Annotated in this window: 23 protein-coding genes; 11 read left to right on the top strand and 12 right to left on the bottom strand. The window is 62.2% G+C overall.

Going from position 1 to position 26,821, the window contains the following annotated elements; genetic code table 11:
- Nucleotides 1-9: 9 nt before the first annotated feature.
- The 6 genes from ACFRFQ_RS12570 to ACFRFQ_RS12545 all read left to right on the top strand — a co-directional run bounded on the left by ACFRFQ_RS12570 (nt 10) and on the right by ACFRFQ_RS12545 (nt 7,653).
- Nucleotides 10-1,605 carry a Na+/H+ antiporter gene (locus tag ACFRFQ_RS12570; protein ID WP_378657630.1) on the top strand — a complete coding sequence of 532 codons (1,596 nt, stop codon included), beginning with the start codon at nt 10-12 and terminating at the stop codon, nt 1,603-1,605.
- 193 nt (nt 1,606-1,798) lie between these two features.
- Complete coding sequence (locus tag ACFRFQ_RS12565) at nt 1,799-3,415, top strand: ABC transporter substrate-binding protein (RefSeq protein WP_378657627.1); 1,617 nt, start codon at nt 1,799-1,801, stop codon at nt 3,413-3,415.
- A gap of 111 nt (nt 3,416-3,526) precedes the next feature.
- Nucleotides 3,527-4,483 (top strand): ABC transporter permease, encoded by a 957-nt coding sequence (locus tag ACFRFQ_RS12560; protein WP_378657624.1) that lies wholly within the window; start codon nt 3,527-3,529, stop codon nt 4,481-4,483.
- Nucleotides 4,476-5,570, top strand: a complete 1,095-nt coding sequence (locus tag ACFRFQ_RS12555; RefSeq protein ID WP_378657621.1) for an ABC transporter permease — start codon at nt 4,476-4,478, stop codon at nt 5,568-5,570. Before ACFRFQ_RS12560 ends, ACFRFQ_RS12555 begins: the two co-directional genes overlap by 8 nt.
- The gene (locus ACFRFQ_RS12550; protein ID WP_378657618.1) at nt 5,567-6,664 is read left to right on the top strand and encodes an ABC transporter ATP-binding protein; all 1,098 of its coding nucleotides are present in this window, start codon (nt 5,567-5,569) and stop codon (nt 6,662-6,664) included. The genes ACFRFQ_RS12555 and ACFRFQ_RS12550 overlap by 4 nt, the downstream gene beginning before the upstream one ends.
- Nucleotides 6,664-7,653: an ABC transporter ATP-binding protein gene (locus ACFRFQ_RS12545; protein ID WP_378657616.1), complete on the top strand. Its 990-nt coding sequence runs from the start codon at nt 6,664-6,666 to the stop codon at nt 7,651-7,653. Before ACFRFQ_RS12550 ends, ACFRFQ_RS12545 begins: the two co-directional genes overlap by 1 nt.
- Before the next feature lie 6 nt (nt 7,654-7,659).
- Here ACFRFQ_RS12545 and ACFRFQ_RS12540 read toward each other — a convergent pair whose 3' ends face one another.
- From ACFRFQ_RS12540 to ACFRFQ_RS12530, 3 genes are all read right to left on the bottom strand, one after another.
- The gene (locus ACFRFQ_RS12540) at nt 7,660-8,259 is read right to left on the bottom strand and encodes a histidine phosphatase family protein (RefSeq protein ID WP_378657614.1); all 600 of its coding nucleotides are present in this window, start codon (nt 8,257-8,259) and stop codon (nt 7,660-7,662) included.
- Entirely contained in the window at nt 8,225-9,937 is a 1,713-nt protein-coding gene (locus tag ACFRFQ_RS12535; protein WP_378657611.1) for a glycoside hydrolase family 13 protein, read from the bottom strand. The genes ACFRFQ_RS12540 and ACFRFQ_RS12535 overlap by 35 nt, the downstream gene beginning before the upstream one ends.
- Before the next feature lie 162 nt (nt 9,938-10,099).
- Nucleotides 10,100-10,792, bottom strand: a complete 693-nt coding sequence (locus ACFRFQ_RS12530) for a sugar phosphate isomerase/epimerase family protein (RefSeq protein WP_378657608.1) — start codon at nt 10,790-10,792, stop codon at nt 10,100-10,102.
- 160 nt (nt 10,793-10,952) lie between these two features.
- Between ACFRFQ_RS12530 and ACFRFQ_RS12525 the strand changes: the two genes are divergently transcribed.
- Nucleotides 10,953-12,185, top strand: coding sequence for an HNH endonuclease (locus ACFRFQ_RS12525; RefSeq protein ID WP_378657605.1), 1,233 nt, complete (start codon nt 10,953-10,955; stop codon nt 12,183-12,185).
- On the opposite strand, the gene ACFRFQ_RS12520 is transcribed toward ACFRFQ_RS12525, so the two are convergent.
- The 3 genes from ACFRFQ_RS12520 to lysX are packed head-to-tail and all read right to left on the bottom strand — an operon-like array spanning nt 12,160 to nt 17,322.
- A complete protein-coding gene (locus ACFRFQ_RS12520; protein ID WP_378657602.1) occupies nt 12,160-13,062 on the bottom strand; it encodes a hypothetical protein in 903 nt (300 codons plus the stop codon). The two genes, ACFRFQ_RS12525 and ACFRFQ_RS12520, sit on opposite strands and share 26 nt — an antisense overlap.
- Before the next feature lie 19 nt (nt 13,063-13,081).
- Complete coding sequence (locus tag ACFRFQ_RS12515; protein WP_378657600.1) at nt 13,082-13,954, bottom strand: alpha/beta fold hydrolase; 873 nt, start codon at nt 13,952-13,954, stop codon at nt 13,082-13,084.
- Between the two features lie 11 nt (nt 13,955-13,965).
- A complete protein-coding gene (lysX, locus tag ACFRFQ_RS12510; protein ID WP_378657597.1) occupies nt 13,966-17,322 on the bottom strand; it encodes a bifunctional lysylphosphatidylglycerol synthetase/lysine--tRNA ligase LysX in 3,357 nt (1,118 codons plus the stop codon).
- Between the two features lie 87 nt (nt 17,323-17,409).
- On the opposite strand from lysX, the gene ACFRFQ_RS12505 reads away from it, so the two are divergent.
- A complete protein-coding gene (locus ACFRFQ_RS12505) occupies nt 17,410-17,637 on the top strand; it encodes an RNA-binding S4 domain-containing protein (protein WP_033235435.1) in 228 nt (75 codons plus the stop codon).
- A gap of 15 nt (nt 17,638-17,652) precedes the next feature.
- Here ACFRFQ_RS12505 and rraA read toward each other — a convergent pair whose 3' ends face one another.
- Nucleotides 17,653-18,129 (bottom strand): ribonuclease E activity regulator RraA, encoded by a 477-nt coding sequence (gene rraA, locus ACFRFQ_RS12500; RefSeq protein ID WP_095888081.1) that lies wholly within the window; start codon nt 18,127-18,129, stop codon nt 17,653-17,655.
- 116 nt (nt 18,130-18,245) lie between these two features.
- Between rraA and ACFRFQ_RS12495 the strand changes: the two genes are divergently transcribed.
- Nucleotides 18,246-18,542, top strand: a complete 297-nt coding sequence (locus tag ACFRFQ_RS12495; protein ID WP_378657593.1) for a putative quinol monooxygenase — start codon at nt 18,246-18,248, stop codon at nt 18,540-18,542.
- 24 nt (nt 18,543-18,566) lie between these two features.
- Here ACFRFQ_RS12495 and ACFRFQ_RS12490 read toward each other — a convergent pair whose 3' ends face one another.
- On the bottom strand, nt 18,567-19,463 hold the full coding sequence (locus ACFRFQ_RS12490) for an oxygenase MpaB family protein (RefSeq protein WP_378657590.1): 897 nt from the start codon (nt 19,461-19,463) through the stop codon (nt 18,567-18,569).
- Between the two features lie 153 nt (nt 19,464-19,616).
- Between ACFRFQ_RS12490 and ACFRFQ_RS12485 the strand changes: the two genes are divergently transcribed.
- Nucleotides 19,617-20,075 (top strand): hypothetical protein, encoded by a 459-nt coding sequence (locus ACFRFQ_RS12485; protein ID WP_033235361.1) that lies wholly within the window; start codon nt 19,617-19,619, stop codon nt 20,073-20,075.
- Here ACFRFQ_RS12485 and ACFRFQ_RS12480 read toward each other — a convergent pair.
- A complete protein-coding gene (locus tag ACFRFQ_RS12480) occupies nt 20,065-21,513 on the bottom strand; it encodes a histidine phosphatase family protein (RefSeq protein WP_378657586.1) in 1,449 nt (482 codons plus the stop codon). The genes ACFRFQ_RS12485 and ACFRFQ_RS12480 overlap by 11 nt on opposite strands.
- Nucleotides 21,514-21,645: 132 nt before the next feature.
- Nucleotides 21,646-22,365, bottom strand: a complete 720-nt coding sequence (locus ACFRFQ_RS12475; RefSeq protein WP_378657582.1) for a TSUP family transporter — start codon at nt 22,363-22,365, stop codon at nt 21,646-21,648.
- An 83-nt stretch (nt 22,366-22,448) separates the two neighbouring features.
- Here ACFRFQ_RS12475 and ACFRFQ_RS12470 point away from each other — a divergent pair, with 83 nt between their 5' ends.
- Complete coding sequence (locus tag ACFRFQ_RS12470) at nt 22,449-23,948, top strand: PLP-dependent aminotransferase family protein (RefSeq protein WP_378657579.1); 1,500 nt, start codon at nt 22,449-22,451, stop codon at nt 23,946-23,948.
- Between the two features lies 1 nt (nt 23,949).
- Here the strand turns inward: ACFRFQ_RS12470 and ACFRFQ_RS12465 are convergent, their stop codons facing one another.
- Both ACFRFQ_RS12465 and ACFRFQ_RS12460 read right to left on the bottom strand, forming a co-directional pair.
- Nucleotides 23,950-25,209: a Glu/Leu/Phe/Val dehydrogenase gene (locus ACFRFQ_RS12465; protein ID WP_378657576.1), complete on the bottom strand. Its 1,260-nt coding sequence runs from the start codon at nt 25,207-25,209 to the stop codon at nt 23,950-23,952.
- The gene (locus ACFRFQ_RS12460) at nt 25,206-26,558 is read right to left on the bottom strand and encodes an aspartate aminotransferase family protein (protein ID WP_378657573.1); all 1,353 of its coding nucleotides are present in this window, start codon (nt 26,556-26,558) and stop codon (nt 25,206-25,208) included. The genes ACFRFQ_RS12465 and ACFRFQ_RS12460 overlap by 4 nt, the downstream gene beginning before the upstream one ends.
- Nucleotides 26,559-26,821: the final 263 nt, after the last annotated feature.

Below are 26,821 nucleotides of genomic sequence, written 5' to 3'. Positions count from 1 at the left end.
GCTGCCAGAGTGAACGGCATATTACTGGGGGTTGTTGTAGCGGCTTTGCTGGTCGCAGCGGTTGCGCGTCGATTCGGATTGTCGTCGCCGTTGATGCTGGTGGTCTTCGGGTTGATCGCGTGTCAGATACCTGGCGTACCTGATCTCGAGCTCGATCCGGATCTTGTTCTGTTCGTGGTGCTACCGCCGCTGCTGTACTCGGCGGCGTTGGACAGTTCATATCTGGCATTGCGATCGAACCTGCGCCCCATCGGTTTCCTCGCGGTGGGCTTGCCCCTTGCGACGACGGCCGCGGTCGGTTTGGTCGCATATCTGATCGTGCCGGAGTTCTCGGTTGCCGCTGCATTGGTTCTCGGTGCGATTGTGGCACCGCCGGATGCGGTGTCGGCGAGCGCAATCGGACGCAGACTCGGGCTGCCGCGTCGGATCATGACTCTCCTGGGCGGCGAGAGTCTGCTCAACGACGCCACCGCCTTGACGGCATACAAGGTGGCTTTGGCGGCCGCTGTGGGCACGGGCGCGACATTGGCCAGTGGTTTCGAGACTTTTGTCGTTGCCGCGCTCGGCGGAACGGCGATCGGGCTGGCGGTGGGGTTCGTGATCTCCAAAGTGCGTGGCAAACTTCGTGATCCGGTGATGGAGAGCGCAATCGGCTTGGTGGTGCCGTTCTTCACCTACTTGGCTGCGGAGGAGATTCACGCGTCTGGCGTCATTGCCGTGGTGGTTGCCGGACTGTTCCTGGGGCAGCGTTCCACTCGGGCGAGTTATGCGACACGCCTGCAGGATACGGCGGTGTGGAAGGCCGTCGACCTCATCCTGGAGTCGTTTGTGTTCTTGTTGATCGGGCTCCAATTGCCCAGTGTTGTGAGCGGATTGCAGGGGTACAACACGTCGATGGTGGTGTGGGCGTCCATCGCGGTGCTCGCGACTGTTGTAGTGGTGAGGATTGCGTGGGTCTTTCCGTTCACGTACCTGCCACGGTGGTTGTCGCCGCGGATCCGGGCGCGGGAACCGGATGTTTCGGTTCGATCGGTATTTGTCGTGTCGTGGGCCGGTATGCGCGGAGTCGTGTCGCTGGCAGCGGCTTTTGCCATTCCCTTGACGGTGAACAGCGGTGAGGAGTTCCCGGGGCGTTCCCTGATCCTGTTCCTGACTTTTGTCGTCGTGGTCGGAACGTTGCTCTTGCACGGTCTTTCGCTGCCGTGGGTGATCCGCACGCTCGGTGTTCAGGGGTCCGAAGCGCAGTCCGACGCGAGAGCGGAGGCGGCGGCGCAGGACAAGGCGGCGCGGGCAGCGGCGGCGCGATTGGACGAGCTGGTTGGGGAGCAGGATGGCGGCGTGCCCGCGGTGCGAGGCCGAGCCGCGGACATCCTGCGGACCTGGAACACGCACCGAGCCAACTCGGCGTGGGAACGGCTCGGGCGTAGCGACGACGATCTGGGGGAGAGTCCGTCAGCGGCATTCCGGGCTTTGCGTCTCGAGATGATCGACGCCGAGCGGACGGTATTCATTGCCGAACGCGACGGCGGCCGCATCGACGACGAGGTCCTACGGAAGGTACTGCGTGAGCTCGATCTGGAGGAAGCCACCCTAGATCGGGACTAGCTCGAGACTAGACCGATAGGTCTCTTTGATTTGACGAAATGTGCAGGCCAGGGCCTATTGACTTAACCGTTGAGGACCGCAACTTAACAAATTCCACTGAGCGGGACTCGCTTGAACCATTCTGTGCGTCGCATCACACACTGTTTCTTGTTCAACAAGAAGTCACAGTTTTTCCTGCCTTGGAGGCATCAGAATGAGTCGTAGTTCCCGCCGTGGACATCGCAGACTAGCTGCGGTCACACTGGCGATCACCGCAAGTATGTTTCTGGCGTCGTGTGCCGACAACGGCTCGAGCGGCGGCGGTGAATCCGTCGAGTCGGGTTCCGCGCTCAAGATCGGAATGGTCAACGAACAGGCCGATCCCGGCACCCCGACCACCGGTGGCACGCTGACGTTCAGTGGCTATTCCGCGGTGACATCGCTCGATCCGGCGAAAATCCAGGTTGCCGGCGCAACAGGTGGCAGTGAGCTCAGCGCGATCTACGACGTGCTGATGCGATACGACCCCATCGAGAAGACGTTTGTGCCCCAGTTGGCGCAGTCCCTCGAGCCGAGTTCGGACAGCAAGACGTGGACGCTGAAGCTCCGTGACGGCGTCAAGTTCAGCGACGGAACGACGCTCGATTCCAAGGCAGTTGTCGACAGCATCAACCGTTACGTCAACAACAAGGCAGCGCAGTCGAGCCTGTGGGCAGCCAAGGTTGCCTCGATGGATACCCCGGACGCGTCGACGGTTGTCTTCAACCTCGTCGATCCGTGGACCGGTATCCAGTCGATGCTCTCCACCGGCCCCGGCATGATCGTCGCTCCGGCCGCGCAGCAGGGTGATCAGTTCACGCCTATCGGCGCAGGCGCATTCACGCTCGAGCGTTTTGCTCCCAACGAGGAACTCCTGCTCGCTGCCCGCTCCGACTACTTCGGCGGTGCGCCGAAGGTCGACAAGCTCAAGCTCATCAGCATCGTCGGAGCTCAGCCCACTTCCGAGGCTCTCAAGACCGGTGGCATCGACGCGGCCTACATGCGCACGCTCACCCCGATCCTCGATCTGATCGAGAACGGCAACCCGGGCTTCATCGACATCCCGTCGCTCGGCTACATCGCAAACGTCAACATGGCCGAAGGTCGCCCCGGTTCGGATCTGCGCGTTCGTCAGGCAATGGCATTGGCCATCGACCCCGAGACGCTCAACACCCGCGTCAACAACGGCAAGGGCCTGCCCGGCCAGGAGATCTTCCAGGACACCTCGCGCTGGCACAACGACGTCGCGCCGACCGGTGTGGATCCGGCCAAGGCCAAGGAACTGCTCGATCAGGCCAAGGCCGACGGCTACGACGGTAAGGTCACTTTCCTCTCCATCCAGGAGCCGTCCGCGCAGGCAACAGCTCTCGGCGTACAGGCCATGCTCAACGCCGTCGGATTCGACGCGCAGATCGAGTACGTCACCGGTGCAGGAGATCTGGTCAAGCGTATGTACGTCGACAATGACTACGACATGAGCACAGCAGCTGGTTCGCTGTCCGAGGCCGACCCGTTCGAGCGCCTCTACACGGGCATCAAGTCCGGCGGCCGTAACAACGTCACCAACTACGCCGACGCCGAAATGGACGTCCTGCTCGATCAGCTCGGTGTTGCCACCAACGACGAGGACAAGACGGCTGTTCTCGCCAAGATTCAGGAACGCGCCACCGAGACGGTGCCGTGGATCGTCTGGGGCAACGTCCCGACGCTGGACGTGTGGAACCAGAACGTTCACGGTCTGAAGCAGAGCATCGACGGAATCATGCTGTTCGACAGCGTTTGGAAGTCCTGACTCGAACTGAACGTGTCCGGCCTCGCGGGGCCGGACACGTTTGACAGAGACGAATGAGATACGAGGAATTGCTGTGAAGTGCGAGTTGGCTGCCCGAAGGAGACGAAAGCTATGAACATCGGCGCAATCGGTAAGAAGTTGGGCCAGCTCGTCATTGTGCTCCTCATCGTCAGTTTCGGAACCTTCGTGCTGGCGTCGTTGATCCCCGGTGACCCGGCGGTCGCGGTATTGGGTGAGGGTCGTTCCCCCGCCGAGTACGAGGAAATGCGTCAGCAGCTCGGACTCAACGATCCACTCCTGGTTCGTTATTGGGACTGGCTGACGAGCGCCCTGACCGGTGATCTCGGTACCTCGCTGGTTCCGCCGCAGCAGGAAGTCCTCACGGCAATCGGTTCGGCTCTGCCGGTCAGCGTTCAGCTTGCAGTGATGGGTCTTGTCATCGCGCTTGTTGTCGCTGTTCCGCTTGCACTGTGGTCGGCCCATCACGAGGGTGGCGTCATCGACCGCGTCATCAGCGCTGCAACGTTCGGTGTTCTGTCGATTCCGAGCTTCCTGGCCGGTTTGCTCCTGATCATGGTGACGGTCAACTGGCTCGGCTGGTTCCCCCGCTCGCAGTGGGTGCGTATCGGTGACAGCATCTCCGGAAACCTGTCGCACGCAATACTTCCCGCAATCACTATCAGCCTTCTCGAGATGGCGATGTTCACCCGCGTGCTGCGTAGCGACCTCGTGACTACCCTGCGTGAGGATTACATCCTCGCCTCGAAGGCCAAGGGCATGCCCACGCTGCGTGTCCTGTTCAGTGACGCACTGCGGCCGTCGTCGTTCTCGCTCATCACCATGATGGGTCTGGCGCTCGGCGGCATGATCGGCAGTACCGTCATCGTCGAGACGCTGTTCTCACTGCCCGGAATGGGCACACTCATCGTTCGGGCTGCACAACAAGGCGATTCGCCGATGCTGTTGGGTGCGGTGGTCGTGATCGCCGTCATCTACGTGGTCGTCAACAGTGCGATCGACGTTCTGTACACCTATCTTGACCCGAGGAGTCGTCGTGTCCATGTCTGAAGTGACGCCCGACGGAGCGGCCCCGTCGCCGGCCCCGTCCGAGGTGATGACATATCGGCAGCAGACCGTCCTGCTGGCCCCCGGTCCGATAGAAACGCTGGAGAAGCCGAAGAATCTGGTCCTGATCGGCACGATCCTGACCGTCGTCGGTATCGCTCTGCTCGGCACAGCCCTCTTCGGGTCCGGCATCATGATGATGGTTCGTATCGTCATCGGCCTGGCCTCCCTGGTGTTCCTGTTCAAGGGACTGGGGAAGGTCGGTATCGCCAAGTGGGGTAGCCAATTCGACCTGTCGTACTGGCTGGCCTGCATCTGGCTGGTAGCGCTGGTTGTTGCGGCGATCATCGCGCCGCTCCTGCCGCTCGGTGAGTACAAGGACACGGTCAAGACTTTGGCCGAGCCCGGCTTCGCGCCTCCCAGCCTGCTTTCGGAGCATCCGCTCGGTACCAACAACTTCGGTCTCGATCTCCTGGCCCGCGCGCTCTACGGAGCGCGTGCCTCGCTGACCGTCGCAATCTGCGCGGTGCTCATCGGTATCGTCATCGGCGGCACGATCGGCGTCATGGCCGGATACTTCCGGGGCAAGGTCGATGCCGTGGTCGGGATCCTCACCAACTCGTTGCTCGCAATTCCGTCTCTGGTTCTGCTGATCGCACTTGCTGCCGTCCTCACGTCGAACCTGCGCAACATCACGCTGGCACTGTCGATCCTCTGCATTCCCAGCATGGTTCGAATAGCAAGAGCCAATACGATAGTGGTCGCCCAACGCGAGTTCGTCCTCGCTGCCCGGGCGATGGGTGCCACCAAATGGCGCGTCATCTGGCGAGAGTTGGTACCCAACGTTCTTGTTCCCGTCGCGGCACTCGGCCTCGTTGCCGTGTCCGGCCTGATCGTCGCGGAGGCCTCGCTCAGCTTCCTCGGACTCGGTATCGCACAGCCGGATCCCACGTGGGGCAACATGATCGCAGAAGGCCAGGGCGGCATCGTGGAGAAGCACCCGTTCATCGTTCTGGTGCCCGGCGTCTTCCTCTTCCTGACGGTGTTCTCGTTCAACCTCATCGGTGAGAAGTATCGGAGCAAGCTGTGACCACTTCAGTGACAAATGGCGTACCGCTGCTGCAAGCGGACAACATCCGAACCGTATTCGCGACTCCCCGGGGAAAACTGCGGGCCGTCGACGGTGTCTCGATCCACGTTTCCGAGGGTGAAACTCTCGGCATCGTCGGCGAATCGGGTTCCGGCAAGTCGGTTCTCGGCCGCACCATCATGGGCTTGCTCCAGAAGGGGCCGGCTCTCGACATCACCGGAACGGTCACGTTTGCCGGCCGCGACATGTCGACGATGAAAAAGTCCGAGATGAAGCACTTCTGGGGCCCGGAGATCGCCATGGTCTTCCAGGACCCGATGACCTCGCTCAACCCGTTCAAGCGCATCGGCACGCACATCACCGAATCCTTGAAGTTCCATCTCGGCCTCAAGAAGGACGCGGCCCGCGACCGCGCCGCGGAACTGCTGTCGATGGTGGGAATCCCGGAGCCCAAGCGCCGCCTCGACCAGTACCCCCACGAACTGTCCGGCGGTATGCGCCAGCGAGTGGTGATCGCGATGGCACTGGCCTGCGAGCCGAAGCTGCTGATCGCGGACGAGCCGACCACGGCGCTGGATGTGACGGTGCAGAAGCAGATCCTGGATCTGCTCGCATCACTGAACGACAAGCTGAACATGGCCGTGATCCTCATCAGTCACGACCTGGGCGTGGTGTCGGGACGGTCCGATCGCGTCGCCGTCATGTACGCCGGTTCCGTCGTGGAAACCTCGGCGACGGAAGAGCTTTTCTCACGTCCACGGCACCCGTACACCGAAGCGCTGATGGCCGCGATTCCGCGACTCGAATCACCGACGCACACGGTGCTGCAAACCATTCCGGGCGGACTGCCGGACATGACGAAGCCGATGACCGGTTGCCGCTTTGCAGCTCGCTGCAGATATGCCCAAGACGACTGCCTGACCGGCGACCCGGCACTCGCACTCGGCGGACCGGGCGACAACACGTCCGACGGCCACTCGTTTGCGTGCCATTTCCCCGTCGACACCCCTGAGGGCACAGCGGCATTGGTAGCCAACGAGAAGGCCGGCAAGACCGCAGCGGGCCTCTCGCTCGCAGTGAAGGAGATGGTCTGATGACTGCAGCAATCGATACCAAGAAGCCGTTGACGCTCGACGACGCATTGACCGTCGAAGATCTTGTTGTCGAGTTCAACGTCGGCAAGGGTCAGACAGTTCATGCCGTCTCCGGAATCAGCTTCACCGTCGCTGCGGGTGAAACCCTCGGTGTGGTCGGTGAATCCGGCTGCGGTAAGTCCACCGCCGGGCGAGCCATCATGCAGTTGCCGTCCCCGACATCGGGTTCCATTCGCCTCGGCGACGTGGAGATGACGGCCCTGGACTCGGAAGAGTTGCGTCGCAGCCGCACTCAGCTTCAGATGATCTTCCAGGATCCGATCTCCTCACTCAACCCGCGCCGCAAGGTCAAGGCGCTCGTGACCGAAGGACCGTCGATCTGGGGCGGTGAGGACAAGGCAGCGATCGAGGCCCGCGCCCGCGCCGTCCTCGCCGAGGTCGGCCTCGACCCCGATATGGTCTGGGACCGCACACCCCGCGAGCTCTCGGGTGGTCAGTGTCAGCGTGTCTGCATTGCACGAGCTTTGATGCTCGACCCCAAGGTGCTGATCTGCGACGAACCCGTCTCCAGCCTCGACGTCTCGGTGCAGGCGCAGATCCTCAACCTCCTCGAGGATGCCAAGAAGCGGCACGGACTGTCACTGCTGTTCATCGCGCACAACATGGCCGTTGTGAAGAACATCAGCGACCGAGTGATGATCATGTACTTGGGTCGCATCTGCGAAATCGTTCCCGCAGAAGACATGCAGAACCGTGCGCTGCATCCGTACACGCAGTTGCTGCTGTCTTCGATCCCCGATCCCGATGCAACAGTCACCGCGGCGCAGAACGTCGAACAGAAGGTCATCGAACTTCCGTCGCCGCTGAACCCGCCGAGTGGTTGCCGCTTCCGCACCCGGTGCCCGCTCGCCACGGATCGCTGCGCCGAGGAAGTTCCGGAGCTACGACTCGTCGACGGCGGACACCAGGTGGCGTGCCACAACGTGTGAGATGAGCTAGACGCGCAACATGTTTCGAACGTGACCGGTTTCGTTGACCGACGCAACCCGACGGTTGCCGTTGCGGGACACGAGAACACGAGTGACGGAGACGTATTCGATCGGGAACGTCAGCGGACGCTCCAGGCCGAGTAGCTCCTGCAGAACGATATTGACGACGCCGCCGTGGCAGAACACCGCAACGGTGGCGTCGTTATCTGTAGCGGCGACGATGTCGTCGATCGCTGCGAGGACACGCACCCGGAATGCGTCGGCGTCGACCGATTCGGGTAACCAACCGGCTTTGATGCGTTCGTAGGTTTGCGGTGCTCGCTCCAACACCTGGTGCATCGGGATGTAGTGCGATTGCTCGGCGTCGTACTCGGCCAGCCCGGCGTGCTCGGTGATCGGTAGTCCCAGAACGTCCGATACGGGTGCCGCGGTTTCCAGGGCCCGCTTCTGGGGGCTACTGAACAGTCCCGTGATCCGGTACGGGGCCAACGCCGCAGGCAGTCGGTGTGCCTGGGCGTGGCCCTCGTCGGTCAGCGCAGGATCAGCACGACCCTCGGTGACCTCTGCCAGTTCAGGGAGCGCATGTCGGATCAGGAGTAGTTGCACACGGGACACCTTGCCAGACGGCCGTGTCGGCGGGGATCGTGCCGTTGCCGGGGAGCGGACCACTGGCAAGCAGAACCTCTCCGTCGGGAAGCGGGATCGATTCCGAGGAGATGTTCACGACGACGCGCAGCGTACTGCCGCGCCGGAAGTCCAGAACCTGATCGTTGTCACCGCTCATCCAGGTCAGCGGCTCGGTGGCCAGCGCCGACAGACTGCGCCGTAGGGCCAGAGCACTGCGGTACAGCTCGAGAGTGGAGTCGGCATTGCCCGTCTGGAACTCCACTGTGCGCTCACCCCAGCCCTGGGGCTGCGGCAGCCAGGGCGCTTGATTGGCGTTCGCGGGGCTGAACCCGTACGGCGCGGTGTCGCCCGACCACGGTAGTGGCACACGGCAGCCGTCGCGGCCACGTTCGCGGTGCCCCGTGCGTTCCCAGATCGGATCCTGCAACTGATCGTCCGGGATGTTCTCCACCTCGGCGAGGCCGAGTTCTTCGCCCTGATAGATGTAGACACCGCCGGGGAGAGCAAGCATCAGCATCGCCGCTGCACGCGCCCGGCGCTCGCCGAGTTCGAAGTCGCCCGGGATGTCGCGGATCTGACTCAGGAACCACGTACGCGAATCTGTTTGCGGCCTCGCGTATTTCGACAGATGGCGGACGCCGTCGTGGTTGGACAGCACCCAGGTGGGAGAAGCATTGACCGCAGCATGCGACGTGATCGTCGTGTCGATGACGCTGCGCAGAGTCGATCCGTTCCACGGTGCGAGCAGGAAGTTGAAGTTGAACGCACTGTGGAGTTCGTCCGGGCGCAGGTAACGAGTGAGGCGTGCGGGGTTGCCCACCCAGGCTTCGGCGACAAAAACGCGCGGCGGGTCGTAACTGTCGGCCACCGCCCGCCACGAACGGTAGATGTCATGCACCTCGTCGCGGTCGAAGTGCGGATGCTCCACCGGTTCGGAGCCGTCGGCGGGGATCGGCGTGGGATATGTCAGCCCGTTCAGGTCGGGCAGATCCGCGTCCTTGCACAGTGATTGAGCGACGTCGATGCGGAATCCGTCGACACCGCGGTCGAACCAGAACCGCAACGTGGTCTCGAAGTCGCCGCGGATATCGTCGTTGCGCCAGTTCACATCCGGCTGCCCCGGAGTGAACAGGTGTAGGTACCACTCACCTGGATTGCCGTCCGAATCCTTGATTCGCGTCCACGCGGGACCGCCGAAGGAACTGACCCAGTCGTTCGGGGCCTCGTCGCCGGCCGCGCCTTTGCCGGGGCGGAAGTGGAACCGGTCGCGTTCAGGCGATCCGGGCTGTGCGAGCAAGGCTTCCTGGAACCATGGGTGGGCCTCGGAGACGTGATTGGGTACCAGATCGAGGATGACGCGCATGCCGAGATCATGAGCTTCGGTGATCATGGCCTCGGCCTGCTCCATCGTTCCGAAAGACGGTTCGATGCTGCGGTAGTCGGAGATGTCGTAGCCCGCGTCCTCCATCGGCGACGGGTACCACGGATTGACCCAGATGGCGTCGACACCCAACTCTGCCAGATAACTCAAGCGATTTCGGATTCCGGCGATGTCGCCGACGCCGTCACCATTTCCGTCGGCGAAGCTGCGGATGTATACCTGGTAGATCGCGGCGCTGCGCCACCAGTCGTTGTCGCGGAAAATATTGTCAGGCAAGGTGTTTCTCTTCTCGGTAGGGGTGATACGGCTCAGGGGTGATACGGCTCAGGGGTGTTACGGCTCAGTGGTCTGTTACAAGACGAGTAGCGGTCGCAGAGTGGTCTCGGCGATCTTCAACCCCGTTTTGATGCGCTCTTCTCCACCGCGCCAGACGGGATCCTAATGTTCCACGGACAGCGTTCCGGTGAAGCCGTGCTCGTACAAAGCCTCGACGATGGGGCTCCAATCGATTTGCCCCCGTCCGGGGACTCGGTATCGCCACCAGCCGGCATCCCAGGGGTTCTCGCGAGCAGCTTTGCCGAAGATCCCATACCGGTTGAGTCGGTCTTGCCGGATCTCGACGTCCTTGGCTTGTGCGTGCACGATCCGGTGCGCATACGGCGCGATAGTCGTCAGTGGATCGATGCCCTGCCACACCAAATGCGAAGGATCCCAGTTCAAATAGAGACCCAAATCGAACATCCACTCCCAAAGTTCAGGAGAGTAGGCGAGGTTGGCCGGGTAGCCGTCGGCCATGTTCTGGGCGACTGTCCGTGTCCAGTCACGGCCGATGAACGTTCCCACGTACGGCACACCCAGCGCCGACGCCGTGTCGATCACACACTTCAGGTGGGTTCTGATAACCTCGCGGCGAACCGGGTCGGGGTGAAGGTTGTTCTCGTAGTACGCGAGGGCGGAAATCGACAGATCATGCCGCGCCAGGAGGTCCCAGGTCTTGTCCGCCTCACGGGACCCGAAAGTCTCGACCGGCAGGTGAGCAGCTTCGTAGAACTGCCGCCCGGCGCTCGGCCACGTGGCAATTTCCTCGAGGTTGAGCATCGGTAGGGCCGCGGTCAACATACCTAGCTTCACTCAACTGTTCTAACAGGTTGAGTGCGTTCGAATTTCGACAGTCTTGGTGAGTGAGAAGGGCGGGGCCTCGGGTCGAAACGTCCCCGCGGGGACGTTTTTCGGCAAACCTGTCGGTACCTGCGGTTAGGGTCGACGCACATTCGTAGGGTGGGGGAACATCATGACGGAAACAGACAGGGACACGGTCGATCGACTCGGTACCGAAATCTGCTCACTTGCCGGGCATATTGCTGCGGCAACGGCCAGATTCCTTACTTTGGTGGCGCGGTTCGACGAGTCTCGCGGCTGGACGGGGCCAGGCCTGCATTCCTGCGCCCATTGGCTTTCGTGGAAGTGTGGGCTGAGCCAACACACCGGGCGCGAATATGTCCGGGTTGCAAAAGCTCTCACCACATTGCCGAGCATGCGTGCTGCGTTCGAAGAAGGCCGTTTGTCCTATTCCAAAGTGCGATCTTTGACGCGCGTTGCCACACCACTCAACGACGAACAGATGGTGCGTCTTGGTACGAGCGCTCCGGCTGGTCAGATCGACCGTCTTGTTGCCGGATTGCGCAAGGCAACGAGCGATGATCAGGGTAAGCCGAAGCTGGACAGATTCGAAACCCGATGGCACTGGGATCCGGACACCGGCGACTTCGTTTTCCGGGGACGTCTCTCAGCCCAAGACGGCGCAAAAGTATTGGCGGCCTTGGCAAATGCGGAGCGGGACCGCACGCGCACCGGTGACGAATCTGAAGAGTCTGAAGAGCCACAAAAACGCCCGCCACGCGATATCGGACCGGCGCTGGTGGCTATGGCTGACATCGTCTCGGTAGCAAAGGATGCCGGTAAGCGTAGCCGCCCAGCCGAAGTGGTGTTTCTACGCGAGGACAAGGTTATGCGAGTGCCCGGTGGGCCCGCGCTCGAGGACGCTGACGCCGACGAAGTGTTGTGTGATGCACGGGTGCGGGCAGCAAGCACCAAGCAGAAATGCATGCTCAGTCTTGGTCGGCGCACTCGCATCACCAGCGCAAAGCAAGTGATGGCGCTCATGTACCGCGACGGGTGTTGCCGCACACCAGGATGTGGACGAACTCGATTCCTGCACGCTCATCATGTTCGGTTCTGGCGCGCTGGTGGGAAGACTGACCTGGACAACCTGATCATGTTGTGCGGCACGTGTCATCGGGCGTTGCACCGCGATGAATTCACAATTACAGCGCGCGGCGAGCAGCAATTCGAATTCCGTCTTCGTGGCGGTTCGGTGATGGAACCGGCTCCGCCGTCAGTGGGTTTCGCGGATCGCTTGCTCAGCGGAGAGGTCGCGGACGATGCGATAGTGCCCGACTGGGGCGGCGACGCTCTTCGCTTGAATCACGCGGTCAGTGTCATTCTGGATAGTTGGGCTGCGTGAGTAGCGGTTTGTGGAGAGTCACTGTTGCCAATGCCAGCAGTCGGTCATCCGCACTGGCGTCTACCAATTGGATGCTCAGCACGGCGTGATCCGAAGCGTCGCGGATCACCGTGCCATGGGATCGCGCAGGTCCTGTGCGGACTTGTGACAGGTAGTGCATCTGCATGTCTGTTGCAACCAGTTCGGGGCGCATAGCCTGGGCTGCCGATTCCACGAGCAGTGCTTGCGCGCCACCCATGATCGTGCCGATCTGATTGACCACAAACGGTGTGAGGTCGAGTTCGAGAACGCCCGCTGAAGCATCGATGACGCGCATTCCGAGTCGGGAGTAGATCGTTCCCTCGACCGCTTGGGTCGGATGCTCTCTGAGTGTGCCGATCCACTGGTCCGGGGTATACGAATCCGCGTCGCCCGCGGCCGAACGAGGAATCCGGGCGAAAGTGACGAGACCACGAGCGGCCAGGGTTGGTCCGCTGCCCGAGTCGATCGCCGCGGCCAACTCGCGGAGGTCCGTGCGGCCGTGGCCGTCGTAGACATCGGCAGAAACGATGATCGTCTTTTTGCCGATGCGCACAAGCCTACTGTCGACGACGATCGGTCCCTCGGTCAGTGGACCGGCGGAATGTAGCGAGAGATCCTGGGTTGCAGTCCAATCGGGTCGGCAGGCCACCAAGGCGGGGTCGGAGGTCACATAATCGGCAACGGTCATCAGCACACCCAAGGAGGCCTGGCCCGCGTGTGACCGCAGCTTGTCGGTGAGATCGGCCCGCATCAGCGAGCGCTCCGGTGTCGGCTGAAACGAGGCCAGTCCGAAGTCGGAGGTGAAGGTTTTCAGGCTGGCAAGCACCTGTGGCGACGAACCGTTCGCGAGGACCATAAAAATGAGAATAGCATTCTCATTCGACGGATCGAATCAGATCGGCGAGTTGGTCTGGCTGATCGATCATCGCGTGATGGTGGGCGGGACGCAGGACGTGGAAGCTCCCGCCCAGGTAGGTTGCGAGCCGCTGTTGTTTGGCCATCCAGGACACCGACCACGGTGTCGAGTGCCCGGTGTGGGCAGCTACGACGCTGATGCCGATGCCCGGCAGTCGGTGATCCTCGGACTCGCGTAAATTGTTGAGCTCCATGGCCATGTCGGTGTACGCGACGTATTCGATCATGGCGGCTTCGAGGTAGTGCGGTTCGCGGTAGATGTGACGAACCCATTCGGCCATTGTGTGGGACGGGCCTGTCGGTGGCACTGACTGGTTGAGAATTTTTCGAGTGGTTGTGCCCAGAAGTCGTTGCAGCCCAGTGGTGCTGAAGGTTGCGGCTGCCGCATGTGAGGCTGCCAGAAGGAGGTGGCGGGGGATGATTCGCTTCGGGTTCTTCTCGGCGCTGGAGTCGAGGAGCAGGATGCCCGCCGTCCGTTCGGGGAACAGTCTGGCAAAACCTTCGACGTAAAATCCGGCTATCGAATGCCCCACCGCCACAGCTGGTTCGGTGATTCCGGCGGCGTCGAGTACGTCGGCGATGCGTTGCGCTTCGCTATGTACGGTCGGGACTTCAAAGGAGGGGTAGCTGAGTCCGAAGCCTGGTCGATCGAACCGGATTACGGTGTGGTCGCGGCTGAGGTTGCGCGCGCAGTCGTCCCAGTCGAACCAGTTGCCGGCCAGTCCGCCGCAGAGGACGACGGCGGGTCCGTCGCCCTCCACGAGCACGTGCAGGCTGTCCCCGCCGACCGTCATCAACTCGCCCGGTGGTTTCACGTGGAACAGTCCCGGCACCTGAGCCTCGATTACTGGCGTGGTTTCGCGAGGGGGAACGCCAAGGTTTCGCGGATGCTGCCGCCGGTGATCAGCATGACAACACGGTCGACGCCCATTCCGAGTCCACCCGTCGGCGGCATCGCGTGTTCGAGAGCTTGGAGGAACTCCTCGTCCAACTCCATGGCCTCCGGGTCGCCGCCGGCCGCCAGCATCGACTGTTCGGTAAGACGATTGCGCTGATCAACCGGGTCGGTCAGCTCGCTGTACGCCGTTCCGAGTTCCACTCCCCACGCCACGAGGTCCCATTTCTCGGCGACGCCGGGAATGCTGCGGTGTGGTCGGGTGAGCGGCGACATCGAGGTGGGAAAGTTGGTGTAGAACGTCGGGAATTCGGTGAAGTCCTCGACCAGATGCTCGTACATTTCCTGTGCCACGGCTCCGGCATCCCAATTGGACTGATACGGAATTTCGTTGTCGTCGCACAATTTTTGCAGCTTTTCCAGGCTTGTCTCCGGCGAGACGTCGACGCCAAGTTTTTCGGCGACGGCCCCGTGCATCGTCTTGACGGGCCACTCGCCGGAGATGTCGACCTCGACCAGTTCGCCGTCGGGTCCCGGTCGCATGATGATCTCGCGTCCGAACGCTGCCACGGCCGCAGCCTGGATGAGCTCGCGGCACATCCGCATCATGCCCTCGTAATCGCTGTGCGCTTCGTATGCCTCGAGGATCGTGAATTCGGGGTTGTGTTTGAAGTCGACACCTTCGTTGCGGAACACGCGCCCGATCTCGAACACCTTCTCCATGCCGGCGACGCACAACCGCTTCAGGTACAACTCGGGCGCGATGCGTAGGTACAGATCGAGGTTGTACGCGTTGATGTGTGTCAGGAACGGCGCAGCGTTTGCGCCGCCGTGAACCTGCTGCAGGATCGGCGTCTCCACCTCGAGGAACCCGCGGTTCCCGAGCGAATCACGCAGCGACTTGACGACGGCACTTCTGGCTTCGAGCAGGTCGCGGGCCTTGGGGTTGAGAGCGATGTCGAGGTAACGCTGACGGACACGAGTTTCGGGATCGGACAGGCCTTTCCACTTGTCGGGCAGCGGATGCAGGCACTTGCCGTTCATGCGCCATTCGAGCGCGATCAGTGACAGTTCACCCTTGCGGCTGCGACCGATCGTTCCGCTGACCTCGATCAGGTCGCCGAGATCGAATTCGGCAGCGAACTCCGTCAGCTTCTCGCGTCCGACGTGGTCCTGGTCCACCAGTACCTGAATATCGCCGGACCAGTCACGCACGTCGGCGAATGCAACACCGCCGTAGTCACGGACCCGGAGGATTCGCCCGGCAATCCGAACCCGGGTGCCTTCCGGTGACTGTGCCGCCGCGGCAATCGTGTGTGTCGGGGGGTAAGCGACGGGATATGCGCTGATGCCTTCGTCTGCGAGCGTCGCCAGTTTGTTCATCCGGACGCGAACCTGCTCGGGCCGTCGTGGTCCCGGTGCTGCCACCGCCGGTGCGGAGTCCGGCAGGCTGCCGTCGGCGTGCAGACCTTCGGCGGTGACCAGTGCGGCTGGCAGCGTTTCGTGAATTCCGGTGTGCTGGGTTGCCTTGCTGGATCTGCGACTGACGGTAGGTAGAACAACAAAGCCTTCGGCGATCGCCGATGCAAAGCCGACGCGGGGGAGTTCGCGATTGTCCTCGAAGCACAGGAAGCGCGGCGCCCAGTCCGGCTGGTACTTCACATTGGAGCGGTACAGGGCTTCGAGCTGCCACCAGCGGGAGAAGAAGACCAACACCGATCGCCAGATACGCAGGATCGGGCCGGCGCCGATACGGGAACCTTCCTCGAACACGGATCGGAACACCGCAAAGTTGAGCGAGACTCGGACGATGCCGAATTCGTCGGAGCGCGTGGCAAGTTCGGAGACCATCAACTCCACAACACCGTTGGGTGCCGTCGGCTTGCGGCGCATGAGGTCGAGGGAGACTCCGTTCGATCCCCACGGGACGAGCGAGAGCATGCCGACGACGGATTCGTCATCGGTGCCTTCGCCTATTACGGCTTCGACGAGAAGGCAGTCGCCGTCGAGCGGATCGCCCAGTCGGCCGAGTGCCATGGAGAAGCCGCGTTCGGTTTCGGTGTCGCGCCAGTCGTCGGCGCGAACGATGGCGGCGGACATGTCGATCGGGGGCACGTCGCGGTGGCGTCGTATCCGGACGGTCACGCCGCCGCGTCGTACGCGCGTGACGGCCTGGCGCACCGGGCGCATGTCGCGTCCGTTGAGATTGAATTCGCGAGTACGCAGGATCGCCTCGTCACCGAGTTGCAGGACGTTGAGTCCTGCACGCTTGTAGGCGGTTGCACCGGTTTCGCTGGCACCCATGACAGCGGTGGCCCAGCCGTACTTCGACGCCAGGTCCTGCCAGGCTTCGATGGCGTGCGGCCAGGCTTCGGGATCGCCGATCGGATCGCCGCTGGCCAGGCAGACGCCGATCTCGACGCGGTAGGTGACCGCGGCTTTGCCGCTCGGAGCGAAGATCGCGGCCTTGTCGCGGCGGGTGGCGAAGTAGGCGAGGGAATCGTCGGCGCCAAAACCTTGGATGAGTCCGCGGATCGCGGACTCGTCGTTGCCGGTGAGTGCGTTGTTGGATCGTTGGGCGCGGAAGAGGGTGATGACGGCGGCGAGGAGGGCCATTGCGCCGAGAAGGCCGAGGATCGTATTCACGAAGGCATGGGGGTGGCCGTCGAAGACTTCGTTGTCGACCGCCGCCGCAGCAGTCACACGGTTCAGTGCCCAGAGGAATCGCTGCCCTTCCGGCAGCGAGCCGGGGAAGAGTGCGACCAAACCCCAGCCCAGCAGGGTAGCGATCGCCAAGCCGCCGATCAGGACGCCGAGAGCTTTCCACCCGGCGCCGCGTCGTACGCGGGTGTAGAACTCGGGACGTGCCGCGATCAGAATTCCGATGATGATCAGCAGCACCACCGCGGCGACGGCATTGTTCGGATTCTTGTCGGTGATCGTGGACACGATGTCGGTCAGAACGATCAGCGCAAGATAAATCGTCAACAGCCACCACGCGATGCGTTTGCGACTGGCAAGTGCGGCAGCGAGCAATCCGACGACGAGCGCCCACGACAAGCTCGTATCCGGTGCATCGAAGTAGTAGTTGTCGATGTATTCGCGTGGGACCCGGACGATATGGCGCAGCGTCGGCGAAAGACTCCACAGGAAAACGAGGACGGAGAAAACTCCGAGGATCAAGCCGGAAATGTGCGGGACCTGGCTCAGCCGTCCCGACTGGAATCGGCGTGCTTTCCGGGGATTTTCCGGCGGAGTTTCAACCAACTCCGCGGTTGTATCCGTTACCTCGCTGATAGGTGCCATCGAGCTTCCTCCCATGCCGGTCGATCAGTCCCACTGTTCAGTGTGGCCGTTCATGTCCGGTTTTGTGCGAGGAGCAGAATGATTGCCATGAGTGCCAACATTCCCGCAGTACCGATCCGCGACGAAATGATCCGTCTCGGTCAGTTCCTCAAGCTCGCCAACCTCATCGAATCCGGCGCAGAAGCCAAAGAGGTCATCGCCGACGGCATGGTGTCGGTCAACGGCGAGGTGGAGGACCGTCGCGGTCGTCAGCTCCGAGACGGTGACGTGGTCGAGATCGGCGGGATGGCCGCCAAGGTGGAAGCTCCCGCCTGATCTCGACCTTCATTTCTAGCTTTCGCGGACGACTACCCCGTCCTGGTCGCTGTAGACGATTTCACCGGGATTGAAGGTGACACCACCGATTTCGACGGGCACGTTCTTCTCACCGGAACCGGTCTGCGTGCTCTTGCGCGGGTTGGTGCCGAGAGCTTTGACGCCGATGTCGAGCGTCCGAAGGATTGCGGAGTCACGGACGGCGCCGTTGACGATCACTCCGGCCCAGCCGTTGTCGACTCCGCGACCGGCGATGATGTCGCCGACCAGAGCAGTATGGATGCTTGCATCACCGTCGACGACGAGGACGCCGCCGTTGCCCGGTTCGCTGAGGGTCTGCTTCACCAGCAGGTTGTCCTGGAAGCACTTGATGGTGGTGATGGGGCCGGCAAAAACCTCACGTCCACCGAACTGGGTGAACTGCGTGTCGCAGCTACGGATGTCGGGTCCGATTTCGTCGGCAAGGTCAGCAGTGGCTACAGGCTCGGTCATGCACGACAGAATAGTCGCCGGCGAGAAAATGGCTTCTACGACTTGGCGCACATCACTTTCCGATAGCCTGGCCGCGAACAATTCGATCCATTGCAGCTGGCGACTAGGAGTGTTCTGTGACGATTTTTGCGATTCTGGACTTGCGGTTGAAGAAGGAAAGCCTTGATAGCGCTCGCGAGGTAGTCGGGAGAATCTTGGCTGAAACCCGTGCATTCGACGGTTGTGAAGGCGTCGACGTGGTGATCGATGCCGAGGACGACGCGCACTGGTTGTGCGTGGAGAAGTGGGCGTCCCCCGAGGCCGATGCCGCTTACCGCGAATGGCGCGCGGGTCCGGGCGCCATCAAGGATTTAGGACCGCTTCTCGCCGGAGCGCCGGGTCTGGGCAAGTACGCATTGGATTCCGCGATCTGATCTTCTTTGCTCGCGCTCGGCCACTCAGGCTTGCGCCTGCTCACTCGGCTTGGCGTGCTTGACGGGGCACCCGGTGGGGAAAGTTCCGAGTTGATCGACCTTGAAGCCGGCCGGGTAGCTGCGGATATTCGGAAGATCGCGGGCGAACTTCCGGGTAGTGCGCGGTGGGAAGAATCGTAAGAGGTGGCCGCGTGCCTTGAGGGCGCTCCGGGAGAGCGCCCTCACCGCCGCGGGTGGACGCTTGTAGCCGAACGCGTCGAGTAGGTGATCGTCCATGAGCGAGTAGGCGAATGCCTTGATCAGGGGCTTCGGCGCCAGGTTGTTGGGCGGGAACGTACACATGAGTTCGAGCGTGGAATCGGCAACCGCCCGGGCTCCGGGATCGAACGAAAAGTGTTCGCGCTCATACTCGTCCAACAGTTTTGCGAATCCGTCGTAGGTGGCGGGCAGGTCCTTGATGTTCATGTGACGGCCGAGTTCACGGTAATAGTAGGTGGATCCGGCTATTTCGTTGGGCGTCAGCGGGCGCCAACCGTACGACTCGAGCCAGCGGACCGGGGTGACGACAAAGGTGGCCAGCACGTAACGCATGTCGTCGTTGGAGATGTCGTACGAGCCGTGCATCTGATTCATCCGGCGAACACTCGATCGACCTTCGTCGCTGCCCAGGCCGTGCTCGAGGATGGCGTCGAGAATGAGGCTGGTGTCGTCGTAGCGTTTCTGGACCCGGTCGGTGAATTCACCGGTGGAAAAGAGCAGTTTGCCGATCGACGGCACCGCGTAGGTGCGGAACAGTGCAAAGCTGAGGGCCTGGTTGATATCCCAGGGAAACTCTTGAGCAGCAAGAATGCGAGACATCTCTTCGTAGTCGGTCTCGGGATCGAGTTGATCCGTGCGAGCGCGAAGGTCGTAGCGCTTCATGTGAACACTCCCATGGCTTCGGTGTGAGCTGTGCCACCGAGAGTAGTTCTGACAACGCATGTTGTCTAGAGGTGTCGAATTGCCACCGTTCGGTCGTTTCGGGGTTTGTACCAGGGGTATCCGATCAGGGAGTTATCAACCCGAGGAGTTTCCATGAGCATCTCCCGCACCGCCCGAATCCTGGCAGCCGTCGGATTGCCGATCGTTGCGTCACTCGCATACGTGGGCACGGCGTCAGCGGATCCACCACATCCGTTCGGTGGTGCTGCCGTGACGATCGGCTGTCCCAACCAGGGGTCACTGGCATCGATGACCGGTCTGACCGGGCAGTCCGGGCCAGAGGCAAACCCGCCGATCGCCAAGGGCGACATACGCTTCGAGTCTTTCCCTGCCGCCGCACCGATACCGGCCGCCGGGCAGGTCACGGTCGCGTGGGTCAACACCGACACCGGTAAGGCCGGAATCGTCGATCTGATGGGGACGTATCCCTATCTGTCGGCGACCGTGAATACCGGTGTCGGCAACGTTGTCGCGACTGCTTTCGGTTCCATCAACTGGGGCAGCAGCCCTATCTGCCAAAGCAATCCGACGATTGGCCGGTTTATCGCATAGAAATTTCCGGTAGGCAGCGCTCGAGTTCTGCCGGCGTGTAGAAGTAGCTTCCGCTTGCAACCGGCGTGCATGGCTCGGCGAATGCGGTTTCACGCTCGTTGTAGAGCATGCGAACCAGTTGTGCGTTGTCGGGTCCGGCAAAGACGTCCCACTGGATATTGGCGCCCATCGGGCTTACCTGCTCGCCGCGCCACGGGTTGTTGTCGTACGTGTACAGGGTGCCCTCGGGTTGCGCGACAGTGCTGCCGGGGAGCTTCAGCAGCGCGGCAAAGGGGATGATCGTTTCAGCGTGCGCAAATCGAAAGTCTGCTCCGGGCAGAGCATCTGCACTCGAGTGCTCTTTCAATCCGGTTAGGAATTCATCGCGGAGCACCGACGCCATCCGGTAGGTGACGTCCTCGCCGGCAAATCCCGGACCCTTGGCGTAGAAGTCCTCTGCGTCATTGGTGTACGCCAGCCACTGGGCGTCGTCCTGGTCGATGAAGCGCCCGAAGTTCCAGTCGCCTTCCTCGGACATGCCCGGGGTGATGATGTACGTGTTGTAGAGCATGTACGCGGCGTCGACCTCATTGTCGATCTTCTCCGAGCCCTTGCCCCGGTCGACGAGCGAGAACTCGCCGGCGACAAGACGATCCACGAAGCTCTTCGAGTACAGCTTTTCCATCATGTGACGCGACACGTCGCGAGTGCGAGGCAGGTTCTCGATCTGCTCGTCCACAGCTTCGAGGCGAGGATCGGAATCCTCGTATTCCTTGTAGTCCTCGTTGAGATCGGAATCGTGGAAGTAGAGGACATCCGGATCGGACGCCACGGCTCCGATATTTCCGGCGACGGCCGGAACGGCGGTGCTCACGCCCTGGGCGAAGTTGGCGGCGCTGTCCACTGCGCGGTCTACACCCGAGGACGTCAGGGTGATAGCGCCATCCTGATCGGCGATTGCGTCGAACAGCTGCGGAAGGCGCTCTGTCACACGCGCACCCATCTCGCGATGCTCGGTGACACCGAGACCACTCAGGTTGCCGTAGCCCAACTCTTCATTGGCGGCCATGAGCTCGCGAAGTACGGGGCCGAACTCCTTACCGACGGGAGTCAGGGCGTTCTCCGCCTCGGCGATCTCCCACAGTTGCAGGCTCAGGTCATCGTACTTCAGGCTCGAGAGCGCGCGGGAACCGTGGCGGGCAGCGCTTTCCGTGTACACGGGAGTGAAACCCGCGGGCGCGGCCTGGAGTTCGCCGATGGTCTGGCCGGGTGAATACGGCGTCTTGGACGTGAAGCCCCCGACTGCAGGTGTGCCCGGAGCCTCGGAAGATCCTGAGCTGGAACCGAAATCCAGTGATCCGAAGGGTGATGCGCCGGCAACGGCCGAAGTGCCGGTCGTGACGAGCATGAGTCCGACAGCGCCTGCGGCTGCCAGCAAACCGAAGCGGGGGCTTCGCATGGTGATGAATCCTTTCTGATCGCGCCGATATGGCGCGACGACAGGAAGTTAGATCGGCTAAGCGTCTGTCAGTGGCCACAGGACAGGCGTTCAGGTGGCCGGAGGGTTAATACTTGGTTTCGCGGCTTGGTTTCATACGGCCAGTCCGGCTGCGCTTTTGACGAACAGCACGGTTGCCGCGGCGAGGATGATGTAGGTGGTTGTGCGGCTCAAGGCCGCCAGGGAGATCCGTCGCGCCATCTGTGAGCCGAGCAGGTGTCCGCACACCAATAGTGGAGACAACGCCGCTGCGGTGAGCAATTGGTTTCCGGTGATGCCGATCTGGAACTGGAGCGCGACAAGCGTTGCCGCAGCCATGACAAGAAAGATCGTCGACAGCGTGGACCGCAGGGTTGCAGCATTGTTCGGTCGATAGGTCAGCGACAGGGGCGGGCCCGGCATCGCCGCCAATGCGCCCATGAACCCGGCTGCGGCGCCGGCCCCGGCCAGTGTTCGCCGCGAGGAGGTGACGGACTTTCCCGCGAGCATCGTGGCTCCCGCGGCCAGCGCGAGAATCGCCACCAGGAGTTGAACCGACGCCGTATCAACGCGTTGGATGAACCAGAGGCCGACGGCGATACCGGGAATCATTGTGACGGTTGCGATTGCGACTGTGCGGGTGTCGCAGTGCCCGCGTTCTCGGGCCGTCACGAGCAGCATCATCGGAATGGTGAGAATCAGCAGCGGGGCCGGAACAAGCCACGGGGCAATCAGAATGAGGGCGGGCCCGGCAATCAAGCCGAAACCCGAGCCGGTTGCCGATTGAATCGCCGAAGACGCGACAAGTACGCAGGCAACCAGGAGAAGGATCACATTCCCATTCTCTGGGCGATCTGGCACTGACGGAAGATCCAGATCGTGGGAGTATCGAGGGGGCCAGAATCAGGAGGAGCCGGTTGCGATCACACGAAAATCTCGGCGAGTTTCTCGCGGGCAGGTCGGTGTATCTCGACTCTGCCACCAATACGCCGATGTACCGGCGCGTTCGGGCAATGCTCGAAGACCTCCTTGCGCGCGGAGTGTTCGACGGTGGTCGGCCCATGCCGTCCACCCGCTACCTGGCGCAGGAACTCGGCGTTTCCCGAAACACGGTGGCAGCGGCCTACGACGAGCTGATCGCGCTCGGAGTGATCGAGAGTCGTCCTCGTAGTGGTCTTTACGCCGCAGCTCCGCTCACTCGAACACATTCTCCGCAGTCGCCGTCTCCCGCCCCGGCGGTGGACTGGTCCACATTGATTCAGCCCCGGGAGAGCGTCGAGTTCACCCGCACTCTTGGGCATCCCGACGCTTTCGACTACCCGTACCCGTTCATCAGTTCTCAGCCCGAACTGCGGTCATTCCCGGTCCGTGGTTGGTTGCGCGCCGCGAGCGAGGCGATGACGGGCCCGCATCTGCGATACAGCGTGCGTGACGCCGTCGATCAGGACGACCCGCTACTGGTCGAGGCGCTGCGCAAGGAGATTCTCCCGTCGCGCGGTATCGAAGCGGCGGCCGACGAGATCTTGGTGACCAGTGGAACCCAGCAGGGTTTGTCGTTGATTGCCGACGTTCTGTTGCGGCCCGGCAAGATCATGGGGTTCGAGAACCCCGGATACCTCGACGCGATGCATATTTTCAAGCGCTCCGGAGTGGAGCTGTCTCCCATTCCCGTCGACGGGCGCGGTGCAGTGTTCGACAGCTCGACAGTTTTCGACGCCATGTACCTCACGCCCAGCCATCACCACCCCACCAACGTCACATTGAGCCTGCCGCGCCGCAAGCTACTCCTCGAATTGTTGGAGGAGAGAAACGGTTTTGTGATCGAGGACGACTACGACAGCGAATTCCGCTTTCGCGGAAGACCGACACCGTCCCTCAAGTCCTTGGGGGACAACCGCCGGGTGATCTACCTCGGTTCCTTCTCGAAGTTTCTCTCCGCGGGCCTACGCATCGGGTACATCGTGGCGGATCCGCCTGTCATTGCGGCACTTCGAGCGGAACGGCACCATCGCACCAAACACCTTCCGGGACATATTCAGCGGTCGCTGGCACTGTTCATCATGTCCGGCGACTACCACAAGGTGTTGCGCTCACATCGCCGTCGACTCAAGCAGAATTGGGAAATCATCACCGAGTCGATCAACACGTACATGCCGCGAGTTGAGGCGCCGTCGTTTCCTCCGGGCGGTGTCAGTGTCTGGTACACCGGTCCGGAGGACCTCGATGCTGCCGAACTCACAGAACGAGCAGCCAAGCAGGGAATCCTGGTGGCCGACGGCTCCCGCTACTTCTTCCCGGGAACAGGATCCCGGAACTGCCTGCGACTGGGATTCGGTTCGATAGACCAGAATTCGATCGAACCGGGGATCGCACTGCTCGGCGGAATCGCTCACCGACTGCTGGATGAATCACGCTGAATCAGTGAGTGAGTCCTCGCGCTCGGTGGGCCCGGGCGACGCGACCGACGGCAAGGGTCATGGCAGCGCGTCGTAGCGTGGTGCCGGTAGTCGCAGCTTGATCAAGCACCGCGTCCCAGCCCGCGGTCATCCGAACATCCAGCCCCCGTTCCACTTCGGGGAGAGTCCACCAGTAACCCTGTTGTGCCTGAACCCATTCGAAGTACGAGACGACCACGCCGCCGGCATTGGCCAGGATATCCGGGACCACCAGCACCCCAGCCTGCTCGAGAACATCGTCGGCCTCGGCGGTGGTCGGCCCGTTTGCACCTTCCACGATGACACGCGCCTTGATGCGGTGTGCGTTGCCGCCGTGGATAACTCCTTCAACTGCAGCGGGAATCAGGAGGTCGACGTCGAGTTCGAGAACGGCGTCCGGGTCGATCGACTGCCCGCCGGGGAAGGCGGCGACGGACCCGTGCTCCGCGACGTGGGCTCGCAGTAGGTGCAGGTCCAATCCGGCAGTATTGTGCACCGCGCCGAATCTGTCACTGACAGAGACGATCCGGACTCCGGCGTCGGCGAGATAGTCGGCCGCATCGGCCCCCACCTTGCCGTAACCCTGGACGACGGCAGTGGCCGAGTCCGTTGCTATGCCTTCTCTTTTCAGTGCCAACAACGCGATGTGCGCTACACCGCGCGACGTCGACGTCCGACGGCCGAGCGAGCCGCCGAGATCAAGAGGCTTGCCCGTCACCACACCCGGGACACCGCGGCCCCGGGTGGCGGAATAGGCATCCATCATCCAGGCCATCGTCTGCTCGTCGGTGCCGATGTCAGGAGCGGGAATATCGTTGTCCGGACCGATGACCGGTGAGATGCCCTGGGTATAGGTTCTTGTCAGACGCTCGAGTTCGGCAGGGGAGAGAGTCAGGGGATCGACGTCCACTCCACCTTTTGCCCCGCCGTACGGAATATCGAGGAGCGCGCACTTCCAGGTCATCCACATCGCCAATGCGCGGACCTCGTCGAGGTCTACATTTGCGCTGTAGCGAATCCCACCCTTCGCCGGCCCGCGCGCGATGCTGTGCTGCACACGGTATCCGGTGAACACTTCTACGTCGCCGTTGTCGCGGACCAGGGGAACGCTGACCGTCGTCTCGCGTCTGGCGGACCCGAGGATGCGGTGCAGACCGTCCGGGTACCCGAGGGCTGTCACCGCCTCCGCGAGTTGAGTGCGCGCATCGTCGAGGGCACTCGTGTGGACGGCCGACGCTGTCACCGGGGACCGTCGTAATAGGAATCGGCGACGTCGAGCGCTGTGTCGAGCATGGCAAGTGCGGCGTCGACCTGCGCCTGCGTCACAGTGCACGGCGGGACGACGTGGATGCGGTGGTAGTTGTTGAAGACGAGCAATCCGGCGTCGCGGGCGGCGGCCATCGTCCGGCCGATCGCGGCGTTGGTGCCGCCGTATGGTGACAGCGGCTCGCGCGTCTCACGGTTCGTGACAAGATCGAGTGCCCAGAAGACACCGAGACCGCGGACGTCCCCGATGCTCGGGTGCTTGTCCGCGAGAGCAGCCAGGCCCGGTCCGAGTGATGTGCGACCGATGAACTCGGCATTCTCGACGATGCGTTCCTCGTGCATCGTGGTGATGGTTGCCACGGCGGCGGCGCAGGCGAGGGGGTGGCCGGAATACGTCATACCGCCGGGGTACGGACGCTCGGCAAACGAGTTGTAGATCCTCTCGCCGACGATGACTCCGCCGAGGGGCACGTAACCGGAGTTCACGCCCTTGGCAAACGTGATGAGGTCGGGGACGACGTCGTAATGGTCGATTGCCAGCCACGCGCCGGTGCGACCGAAGCCGGACATGACTTCGTCACAGATCATGACGATGCCGTATCGATCGCAGATGTCGCGGACACCCTTCAGGTATCCGGGAGGCGGCGGCATGATTCCGGACGTGCCGGGAACGGATTCGACGATGATCGCGGCAAACGCGGCCGGACCTTCGAAGCGGATCAGGGTCTCGAGGTGTTCGAGAGCTCGCTCACATTCCTGTTCCTCTGTCTCGGAACGAAATTCGGATCGGTACAGAAACGGGCCGTGGAAGTGAACGGCGCCCGAGTTGCCGTAGTCGTTCGGCCAACGACGGTGATCACCCGACAGATTGATCGTCTCGGCAGTGGCGCCGTGGTAGGAGCGGTAAGCCGAAAGGATCTTGTACCGACCGGTATGCAAGCGCGCCATACGAATTGCGTGCTCGTTGGAGTCCGCGCCGCCGCTGGTGAAGAACACCCGATCCATTCCTTCGGGGGAAATCTCGGCGATCAGACGCGCTGCCTCCGACCGTGCCTCGTTTGCGTGCGCCGGCGCGATAGTGCAGAGCTTTGCAGCCTGCTCCTGCACGGCCGCGACAACCTTGGGGTGCTGGTGACCGACGTTCGTGTACACGAGCTGTGACGAGAAATCGAGGTATTCCTTGCCGTCGCCGTCCCACAGGTAGCAGCCGTCTGTGCGCTCGACCACCATGGGCTGCAACGATTTCTGTGCCGACCATGAGTGAAAGACGTGTGCGCGGTCCAACTCGTACGTGCGTTGCGACGTGCTGATTGCGGGAGCTGCCATGGCAGAAACCTCCTGATCGAGGGATGGAACCTTCTGAGTCCACTCAATGATGGAGAACCGTTGTGGTCCTGCGCCAGATCCAGATTCGAGGGCATCTCCTGGGGCCAGTTACACGATGGAACCTTCGCGTTAACACGAGACCGCTACGTTACGACTGGCCCGAGAAATTCACTACTCAGGTGGCACTGGAGTGGGTGCCAGATCGCGAGCACACTGGTGAGTAGTTCGTTCCATGCCATCGAGATCGCGAGTCTGCGGATCTC

It is taken from the genome of Rhodococcus sp. NPDC056743 (assembly GCF_042790355.1).
In the GTDB taxonomy this organism is placed as follows: domain Bacteria; phylum Actinomycetota; class Actinomycetes; order Mycobacteriales; family Mycobacteriaceae; genus Rhodococcus_F.
Note: the sequence above shows the minus strand (reverse complement) of the source record. Positions and strands in the feature narration are given on the sequence as shown.

Bases quoted from the DNA above. Each gene is read 5' to 3' on its own strand.
- ACFRFQ_RS12565 (WP_378657627.1), top strand. From the start codon at position 1,799: ATGAGTCGTAGTTCCCGCCGTGGACATCGCAGACTAGCTGCGGTCACA.
- ACFRFQ_RS12560 (WP_378657624.1), top strand. From the start codon at position 3,527: ATGAACATCGGCGCAATCGGTAAGAAGTTGGGCCAGCTCGTCATTGTG.
- ACFRFQ_RS12555 (WP_378657621.1), top strand. From the start codon at position 4,476: ATGTCTGAAGTGACGCCCGACGGAGCGGCCCCGTCGCCGGCCCCGTCC.
- ACFRFQ_RS12545 (WP_378657616.1), top strand. From the start codon at position 6,664: ATGACTGCAGCAATCGATACCAAGAAGCCGTTGACGCTCGACGACGCA.
- ACFRFQ_RS12525 (WP_378657605.1), top strand. From the start codon at position 10,953: ATGACGGAAACAGACAGGGACACGGTCGATCGACTCGGTACCGAAATC.
- ACFRFQ_RS12520 (WP_378657602.1), bottom strand. From the start codon at position 13,062: ATGGTCCTCGCGAACGGTTCGTCGCCACAGGTGCTTGCCAGCCTGAAA.
- lysX (WP_378657597.1), bottom strand. From the start codon at position 17,322: ATGGCACCTATCAGCGAGGTAACGGATACAACCGCGGAGTTGGTTGAA.
- ACFRFQ_RS12505 (WP_033235435.1), top strand. From the start codon at position 17,410: ATGAGTGCCAACATTCCCGCAGTACCGATCCGCGACGAAATGATCCGT.
- rraA (WP_095888081.1), bottom strand. From the start codon at position 18,129: ATGACCGAGCCTGTAGCCACTGCTGACCTTGCCGACGAAATCGGACCC.
- ACFRFQ_RS12490 (WP_378657590.1), bottom strand. From the start codon at position 19,463: ATGAAGCGCTACGACCTTCGCGCTCGCACGGATCAACTCGATCCCGAG.
- ACFRFQ_RS12485 (WP_033235361.1), top strand. From the start codon at position 19,617: ATGAGCATCTCCCGCACCGCCCGAATCCTGGCAGCCGTCGGATTGCCG.
- ACFRFQ_RS12480 (WP_378657586.1), bottom strand. From the start codon at position 21,513: ATGCGAAGCCCCCGCTTCGGTTTGCTGGCAGCCGCAGGCGCTGTCGGA.
- ACFRFQ_RS12460 (WP_378657573.1), bottom strand. From the start codon at position 26,558: ATGGCAGCTCCCGCAATCAGCACGTCGCAACGCACGTACGAGTTGGAC.